At 70.1% G+C, this 8879-nt stretch carries 7 protein-coding genes; 5 read left to right on the forward strand and 2 right to left on the reverse strand.

Going from position 1 to position 8879, the window contains the following annotated elements:
• Positions 1-116 precede the first annotated feature (116 nt).
• The 5 genes from VED21_RS13110 (at position 117) to VED21_RS13130 (ending at position 8398) form a co-directional block, all read left to right on the forward strand.
• Positions 117-1598, forward strand: a complete 1482-nt coding sequence (locus tag VED21_RS13110; RefSeq protein ID WP_324882814.1) for a pilus assembly protein TadG-related protein — start codon at positions 117-119, stop codon at positions 1596-1598.
• Positions 1599-1610: 12 nt separating this feature from the next.
• Positions 1611-2099, forward strand: coding sequence for a TadE family protein (locus tag VED21_RS13115; protein WP_324882815.1), 489 nt, complete (start codon positions 1611-1613; stop codon positions 2097-2099).
• The gene (locus VED21_RS13120; protein ID WP_324882816.1) at positions 2096-2653 is read left to right on the forward strand and encodes a TadE/TadG family type IV pilus assembly protein; all 558 of its coding nucleotides are present in this window, start codon (positions 2096-2098) and stop codon (positions 2651-2653) included. The genes VED21_RS13115 and VED21_RS13120 overlap by 4 nt, the downstream gene beginning before the upstream one ends.
• 271 nt (positions 2654-2924) lie before the next feature.
• Positions 2925-5897 carry a chemotaxis protein CheB gene (locus tag VED21_RS13125; RefSeq protein ID WP_324882817.1) on the forward strand — a complete coding sequence of 991 codons (2973 nt, stop codon included), beginning with the start codon at positions 2925-2927 and terminating at the stop codon, positions 5895-5897.
• Positions 5894-8398, forward strand: a complete 2505-nt coding sequence (locus tag VED21_RS13130; protein ID WP_324882818.1) for a PAS domain S-box protein — start codon at positions 5894-5896, stop codon at positions 8396-8398. The genes VED21_RS13125 and VED21_RS13130 overlap by 4 nt, the downstream gene beginning before the upstream one ends.
• A 41-nt stretch (positions 8399-8439) precedes the next feature.
• On the opposite strand, the gene VED21_RS13135 is transcribed toward VED21_RS13130, so the two are convergent.
• Both VED21_RS13135 and VED21_RS13140 read right to left on the reverse strand, forming a co-directional pair.
• Positions 8440-8676 (reverse strand): hypothetical protein, encoded by a 237-nt coding sequence (locus VED21_RS13135; protein ID WP_324882819.1) that lies wholly within the window; start codon positions 8674-8676, stop codon positions 8440-8442.
• Positions 8676-8879: NapC/NirT family cytochrome c (locus tag VED21_RS13140; RefSeq protein ID WP_324882820.1), on the reverse strand; the 204-nt coding region annotated here is incomplete at its 5' end. The genes VED21_RS13135 and VED21_RS13140, both read right to left, overlap by 1 nt.

Consider the following 8879-nt stretch of genomic DNA (forward strand, 5'->3'; position numbering starts at 1 on the left):
CGCGGCATCCCCATCGCGACGGCGCCTCCCCCGTCCACGCCCGACCACTCTCCGCGATTTCGGATAGCCTTGGCGCCACGCCCTCGCTTTCGGGGGTCTTCCGACAGGATTGCGCCATGACCCGAGTTGCGTGGATGCCAAGCGCATGCCGGCGGCTGGCCGGCGACCAGTCCGGCGCGGTCGTCGTGCTGATGGCGGTGGCCATGGTCCCGCTGCTGGCCCTGACCGGCGTGGCGGTGGACAGCGCGCGGGCCTACTTCGTGCAGTCCCGCCTGTCCCGCGCGCTGGACGCCGCCGGGCTGGCCGGCGGCCAGGACTACGACGACGCGGCCAAGCGCGACGCCGCCATCCGCAAGTACTTCGACGTGAACTTCCCGCCCGGCTTCCTGGGCGCGCGCGTCACCGGCCTGACCTGGACCATGAACGACGAGGCGCGCGAGATCACGCTGACCGCCGGCGCGGCGCTGGACACCACGATCATGCGCCTGGTCGGAAAGGACAGGGTCGACGTCGCCGCGCGCTCGGTCATCAAGCAGCAGGTCCGCGGGCTGGAGCTGGTGCTGGTCATGGACAACACCGGGTCGATGATCAACAAGGTGAACGGCGTCCGCAAGATCGACGCCATGAAGGCCGGCGCCGCCGACCTCGTCGCCGAACTGTACGGCAAGCAGGAGGTCGTGAAGAACATGTGGGTCGGGCTGGTGCCCTTCACCACGACGGTGAACATCGGCCGGCCGCGCACGAACTGGCTGACCGGTTACAACCCCGACGACTTCAAGATCAGCCCGCTGGGCTGGAAGGGCTGCATCGAGGAGCGCGTGCCGCGCACCGAAGCGCCGCACAACGAGCCGCGCGCCGGGACCGGCCCCACCGGCGTGCCGCTGTCGCGCGACATCACCGACGACCCGCCGAACATCGAGTCCTGGCGCCCCTTCCGCTACGCCAGCGTCAAGGACGAGAACTACTACCCCAAGGCAAAGGACGTGACCGAGGTCGACTACAACAACGGCGGCACCAACGACGGGACCGGCCCGAACAGGAGCTGCCCGCCGCCCATCACGCCGCTGGTATCGCCGAAGACCACGGTCCTCAACGCCATCACCGCCATGGGTGCCTTCAGCAGTTCCAGCGGCACGATGAACCACGTCGGGCTGGTCTGGGCGTGGCGCATGCTGTCGCCGCGCTGGCGCGGCCTGTGGGGCGGCGAGATGAACCAGGAAGGCATGCCCTTCGACTACGGCGACCCGAAGCGGAGCAAGGCCGTGGTCATCCTGACCGACGGCGACAACACCTTCCCCGACGTCTACACCTCCTACGGGCGTCAGGAATACAAGCGGCTCATCGCCTCCGGCGGGGATTCGGACCGCAAGGCGGAACTCAACAAGCGCCTGACCCAAGTCTGCAATTCCCTGCGGACGCAGGGCATCGTCGTCTACACGATCACCTTCGGCGTCGGCTCGTCGAACCCCATCTGGACGCTGTTCCGGGGGTGCGCGACCAAGCCCGAGTATCACTTCGATTCCAAGGACTCCGAAGGGCTGCGCCGCGCCTTCCGCACCATCGGCGGGCAGCTCGCCAACCTCCGTGTCGCGCAATAGGAGGCCCCCGGCATGACCCGACGCCCCCGCCTGCTCTCCTGCGAACGCGGCGCCAGCATCGTGGAATTCGCGCTGGCCGCCCCGGTGATGCTGCTGGCCATGCTGGCGGTGATCGAAGGCACGTTGACGCTGTTCGTCAGCGCCGCGCTGGAAGGCGGCGTGCGCAGCGCGTCGCGCTACGGCATGACCGGCCACGTGCCGGCCGGCACCTCGCGCACGGCCGAGATCGTCGAGAGCATCCGCCGCCGCACGCTGGGCCTCGCCAACGGCACCAACACCACGGTCAGCATGCGCGTGTACAAGGACTTCGCCGCGCTGAAGGCCGGCGGCGCCGGATCGGCCGGGCCGGGCAACGCCGGGGAGGTGGTCGTCTACACGGCCAGCTTCACCGCGCCGGTGTGGACGCCCGTCGCCGCCTTCATGCACGGCGGCGGGCCGCTGCGCCTGTCCGCCACCACCGTGGTGCGCAACGAACCCTACGACGACGGGGTACAGCAATGATCCATGCGTCCTTTAATTTCCGGAGCCTGACCGGGTGCGAGCGCGGCGGCGTGCTGGTGGAACTGGCGCTGGCCGTGCCGGTGCTGATGCTGGTGCTGACCGGCGGCTTCGAGGTGTCGCGCTACGGCGTGCTGCACCTGAAGCTGGAAGGGGTCGCCGGCACCCTGTCCGACGCGGTGGCCCGCATGGGCGAGGCGCGCGCGGCGGAGGTCGACGCCATCCTCGCCGCCGCCGACGACATCGCCAGCCCCTTCGACTTCACGCGCCAGGGCGCGGCCATCGTCACCTCGGTCAGCTGGGACGGGCCGGGGCGCGCCAAAGTGAACTGGCAACGCAAAATCGGCAGCGTCTCCGCCGGCAGCGGCCTGGGCAAGGCGGGCGGTGCCGCCACCCTGCCGGCCGGCTTCACGCTGGCGCAGGACGAATCGGCCATCATCACCGAGGCCGTCTACGACTACCGCCCGTTGTTCGCCACCGCGCTGCTGCCGCAACGCACGCTGCGGCAAACGGCCGTATTCCGCCCGCGCCTGGGCAATCTCGACACGCTGCAATAGCACGGCCCAAGTATATAGCCGTTCCGCATAGAACTAACGGGGCGATCTATTTGCGATTGTGCCGCGTCAATGTCCCTTCCGGCGTATGGCGTCAACGCCGGAGCACAGTCAATTGGTTGAGATTGACCGGTTTCGAGCATCGGTATATAGCCGAAACCAGTGGCGCGGCGCATTCGAGACCCTTCGGCAGACCGACACGGCGCCGCGCCCCACAACCGGAGGCTAGGGGATCCCCACCTCCGGATCGGGACCGGAACCGCAGAAGACCCACGTGCACGACGACACACCCGAAGCGACCGAACCGCAGGATCACCCGACCGAAGCCGGCACGCCGGCGGATGCGCCGGACACACCCGCCAGCGATGAACGCCCCTGCTGCATCGTCGGCATCGGCGCCTCGGCCGGCGGGCTGGAGGCCCTGCAGCGCTTCTTCGACAGCGTGCCGCCCGACAGCGACCTCGCCTACGTCGTCGTCCAGCACCTCTCCCCGGTGCACAAGAGCCTGATGGTCGACCTGCTGGCCAAGCACACGAAGATGGACGTGGTGCAGGCGGTCGACGGCGTGCAGGTCGAGCGCAACATGGTCTACCTGCTGCCACCGGGAAAGCACCTGAGCATCGAGGGGCGCCGCCTGCGCCTGACGACCAAGGACATGGGCTCCACCATCAGCCTGCCCATCGACATCTTCTTTTCGGCACTGGCGCAGGACGCCGGGTCGCTGTCGATCGGCGTCGTCCTGTCCGGAACCGGATCGGACGGCACGCGCGGCCTGCTGGCCATCAAGGCGGCCGGCGGCTTCGCCGCCTGCCAGGAGCCGGAAACCGCGCAGTTCGACGGCATGCCGCGCAGCGCCATCGCCACCGGCAAGATAGACGCCGTGCTGGCCCCCGACGCGCTGCCCGGGCGCATCGTCGAGCACGCCCGCAAGGCGATCACCCGCGCGCCGAAACTGCCGGTTCCCACCGTGCGCGACCGCGACGCCGACCCGCTGGCGCAGATCGTCGCCGCCATCCGCGCCGCCACCGGCGTCGATTTCTCGCACTACAAGCTGGCCACGCTGCTGCGCCGGATCGAGCGGCGCATGCACGGCGCCGGCCTGGACTCGCTGGAGGACTACGCGGCCCTGCTGAAGCGCAACAACGCCGAGGCGGTCAGCCTGTACAAGGAGATGCTGATCGGCGTCACCCGCTTCTTCCGCGACGAAGCCGCCTTCCAGGTGCTGGCCGACCGCGCCGTCGCGGCATTGGTGGCCAAGCGCCCGACCCTGGAGGGCATCCGCGTCTGGGTGTGCGGCTGCGCCACGGGGGAGGAGGCGTACTCCATCGCCATCCTGTTCGCCGAGGCGATGGAACGGCTGGGCGTGTCCATCGACGTCAAGCTGTTCGCCACCGACATCGACCAGGATTCGATCGAGTTCGCCAGCGTCGGCGAATACCCGCCCTCGATATCCGAGGATGTGTCGCCGGAACGGCTGGAGCGCTATTTCACGCCGCGCGGCGACAAGGTCTGCGTGGCGCGCGACATCCGCCGCATGGTGGTCTTCGCCACCCACAACATCATGCGCGACCCGCCGTTCACCAAGATGGACCTGGTGAGCTGCCGCAACCTGCTGATCTACATGGACACGCCGCTCCAGCGCAAAGTGCTGAGCCTGTTCCAGTACGCGCTGCGCCAGGGCGGCTTCCTGTTCCTCGGCAGCTCCGAGACGCTGGGCGACCTGTCGGCGGAGTTCCATACGGTGGACAGCCGCAACAAGCTGTTCCAGTCGTTGCGCGCCGGCTCCTACCGGCTGTCGCGGCTGCTGGTGCCCTCGGTCGCGGCGGCGCACGCGCGCGGCGGCGAGGACGCGGCGGCACCCGGCGCCGACGAAACGATCGCCATCGACGAGGCGATCGGCACGCTGCTCAAGTCCTACGTGCCGCCGTGCCTTCTGGTGAACGAGCAGCTGAACATCCTGCACGTCTTCGGCGACGCCGGGCCGATCCTGCGCGTGCCGCCGGGCGAGGCGACGCTGAACGTGCTGAAGCTGCTGCCGGGCGCGCTGTCCATGGTGCTGGGCACGGCGCTCAGCCGCGCCTTCCGCTCCAACGAGGACTTCGCGCTCTCCCACATCCCGGTGAAGGACCGCGAGGGGATCGGCGCCATCACGCTGCGCGTCAAGCCCTTCGCGTCGCGCAAGACGGCGCGCCGCTTCGCGCTGGTGCTGCTGGAGCCGTCGCGGCCCAGCGCGCTCCCCTCCCCCGACACCGAGTTCGACCTGAACGCCGACACGGCCGAGCGCATCCGCGGCCTGGAGCAGGAACTGCTGTCGCGCGGCGAGAACCTGCAGGCCACGATCGAGGAGCTGGAGACCGCCAACGAGGAGCTGCAGGCCACCAACGAGGAACTGCTCGCCTCCAACGAGGAGCTGCAGAGCACCAACGAGGAGCTGCAGTCGGTCAACGAGGAACTCTACTCCGTCAACGCCGAGTACCAGGCGAAGGTGGAGGAGCTGACGGAGATCACCAACGACCTCGACAACCTGCTGCGCTCCACCGAGATCGGCGTGGTCTTCCTCGACGGCGACCTGATCATCCGCCGTTTCACCCCGGCGGCGGCGAGCTTCATCAACATCATCCCGCGCGACGTCGGCCGCTCGATCACGCACCTGTCGACCAACATCGACTACCCCGACTTCCTCGACGACATCCGCACCGTCTTCGACGACAACGACCCGGTCGAGCGGCACGTGCAGGTCCGCGACGGGCGCTGGATCCAGATCCGCATCCTGCCCTACCTGACCGACAAGAACCTGACGGCCGGCGTGGTCGTCACCTTCGTCGACGTCACCGCCGCCAAGCACGCCGAGATGCGCCTGCAATCGCTCATCAACGCGCTGCCGGAGCACATCGCCGTGCTCGACCGCGACGGGTGCATCACCATGGTGAACGACGCGTGGCGCCGCGCCGCCCCGGACCTGGGCGAGCCGGCGGAGGTCGGAGCCGCCTATCTGGCCGCCTGTCCCGCCGTGGCCGTGCGGGACGGCCTCAGCCGGGTCATGACGGGTGACGTGGAGCAGTTCACCATCGAATACCCCAGCCATCGCGGGCCTGACCGGCGCTGGTTCCTGCTGAACGCCGTGCGCCTGCCGGACGGCAGTGGCGGCACGGTGGTGAGCCGCATCAACATCACCAACCGCAAGCTGATGGAACTGACGCTGGCTCCGGAACCGGCCGCGCAACAGGCGCCGGAGGGCAGCCCGTGACGGAGGAGCGGCACGAACGCCTGCGCCGCCGGGCCGAGAAGATCCTCAACGACGGTGCCTTCACCGCGGCCGGGCTGTCGTCCTCCTCGGTGCAGGAGGTCGTGCACGAGCTGTACGTCCATCAGGCCGAGCTGGAGATCCAGAACGAGGAACTGCGCACCGCCCAGCAGGCGCTGGAGGTGTCCCGCCTGGAGTACGTGCAGCTCTTCCAGTCGCAGCCGCTGGCCTGCTTCACGGTCAACGCCGCCGGCATCGTCGGCGAGGCGAACGCCGCCGCCGAGCGCCAGTTCGGGCTGCCGCACCGCCAGCTGAAGGGCCGGCCGCTGACCCTGCTGGTCGACGCGGCCGACCACGGCCGGCTGCTCGCAGCACTCGCCCGCCTGCGCGAGACCGGCGCCTGGGTGCGGCAGGAGTTCCAATACCGTACCCCGCACGGCCTGATCGACGGGCTGACCGATGGCCGGCAGGTGTCGCTGGAGGACGGCGACAAGGGCGACCTGCTGCTGACCGTCACCGACGTGACCGAGCGCAACGCCTGGGTGCGCGAGGTGCAGGCGGCGCGCGACGCGGCGGAGCGCGCGCAGGCCGCCTACCACCACATCCTCCAGGCGGTGGCCGACGGCATCTTCGGCGTCGACGGCAACGGGCTGATCACCTTCGCCAACGCCGCCGCCCAGGCGATGACCGGCCACCTTGCGGCCGACCTCGCCGGCTCCCCGCTGGTCGAGCTGTTCGCCGGCGGCGGGACGGAGGGGCCGCAGGCCATCGTGCAGTCGCTGGCCGACGGCGAGCCCCGCCACATCGAGCAGCAGCGCTTGCGGCGCGCCGACGGCCGCGTCATCACCATCGCCTTAACCGTCGCCCCCATGACCGAGCACGGCCGCATCACCGGCGCCGTCATGGCCTTCCGCGACGTCACCGCGCATCTGGCCGCGGAGGCGGCGCTGCGCCTCAGCGAGCAGCGGCACCGCACGCTGGTGCAGTCGCTGCACGAGGGGCTGGTGATGCGCAACGCCGACGGCACGGTTCTGGTCTCCAACGCCATGGCCGACCGGCTGCTGGCCGGCCCGGCCGCCGTCCTCCTCGACCCGCGGGCGCCGCCGCTGGACGAGGCGCCGCGCAAACGCACCACGGCGGAGCGCCGCTTCATCGGCGCCGACAGCTTCCGTCTGAAGGGCCTGCCGCCGGCCGCCCAGGCCTACCGCAGCGGCGAGCCGGTGATCGAGCAGGTGGTCGGCATCACCGGCCCCGACGGTCCGGGCGGCCCCACCCGCTGGCTGCGCGTCAGCAGCCACCCGGTGCACGACAGCCAGGGCCATGTGGAGGCGGTGGTCTCCAGCGTCACCGACATCACCACCATCAAGGCCATGGAGCGCGCCCTCAACGTCGCCCTCGACGCCAAGGAACGCTTCATGGCCTCGGCCAGCCACGACCTGCGCCAGCCGGTGCAGGCGCTGATGCTGTTCTCCAACCTGCTGCTCAAGGAAGACCTGGGCGAGGGTGCCCGCCGGCTGGCCGAGCAGCTGCGGGAATCGGTGGGCTCGCTCGGCACGCTGCTGGACGGGCTGCTCGACATCTCCAAGCTGGAGGCCGGGCTGGTCAAGCCGGTGCCGGCGCGCGTCGACGTCGGCGCAATGCTCGATCGCCTGAACGCCGAATTCGCGCCCCTGGCCACCGCCGCCGGCCTGCGCCTCACCACCGTTCCGGCCCGCCTGAGCGTGCAGACCGACGGCACCCTGCTGGAACGGGTGCTGCGCAACCTGCTGGCCAACGCGCTGCGCTACACCAAGGAGGGCCGCGTGCTGTTCGGCGTGCGCCGCCGCCCCGGCGTGGCGCGCATCGAAGTGTGGGACACCGGCATCGGCATCGCCGAGAACCAGATCGACCGCATCTTCCAAGACTTCTACCAGGTGGGCAACGCGGCGCGCGACCGGCGCGAGGGGCTGGGCATGGGCCTGTCCATCGCCAAGCGCCTCATCGTCATGCTGGGCGGCACGCTGGACGTGCGCTCGACGCCCGGCAAGGGTTCCTGCTTCACCGTCGGCCTGCCGACCCGCGCGGAGGACGAGGCCGCGCACGCCGCACCCCGCGCCGCCCGGTCCACCGACGAAGCCCCGGCGGAGGATACCGATGCACTGGTCCTGCTGGTCGAGGACGACGCGGTGATCCGCATGGCGCTGGCGATGATGCTGGAGGGCTGGGGCTACCGCGTGGTGGACGCCGGCTCCGTCGCCGAGGCGCTGGAGCACATCACGGCCGGGGTCGAGCCCGACCTCGTGCTCGCCGACTACCGCCTGCCGGACGGCGAGACGGGCCTGATGCTGATGGACACGGTCCGCCGCCGCCAGGGCCGCGACACGCCGGGCGTCCTGCTGACCGGCGATACGTCCGCCGACCGCCTGCGCGAGGCGGCGGCCGCCCAATGCGCGCTCCTGCACAAGCCCATCCAGCCGACCCTGCTGCAGGACACCGTACGCAAGAGCCTGGCGGGCGGCGGGTAATGCTTCTCCCCTCCCTCGCCGGACGCGAGGGAGGGGCTGCTTCACTCCTCCGTGTGCTTGTGCCCGTCGTCCTGGTTGAGCTCCTCCTCGGTGGCGCGTTTCAGCGCGTCCAGGCGTTGGGCAGCGGCATCGCGGGTGTAGGGGCCTTCCACGTCCATGCCGAAGCTGACGTAGTGTCCGTCCGGGCGGGCAATGTGCGTGCCCGTGGGCAGGTAGCCGTCGTCGGCGTCGTCGTTGTCCACCACGACGCCGCCCCGGATCTCGACGATGTGCGCCATCACTGACCTCCCTGCCCCGCCCCGCCCCGAGTTGCCCCGCCTTGAATCGTTTGGTCCGGACGCCACTGCGCGATGCCCGTCATGTCGGGCAGGCGGTGGGCGATGCCCTTGTGGCAGTCTATGCACGTCATCCGGCCGCTGAAAAGGAACTCCTCGTGCGCGCGGGCGGCGCGGGGGGATTGCTTCGTGATGTCCATGGACTC

The sequence above is a fragment of the Azospirillum sp. genome, assembly GCF_035627195.1.
Lineage (GTDB): Bacteria > Pseudomonadota > Alphaproteobacteria > Azospirillales > Azospirillaceae > Azospirillum.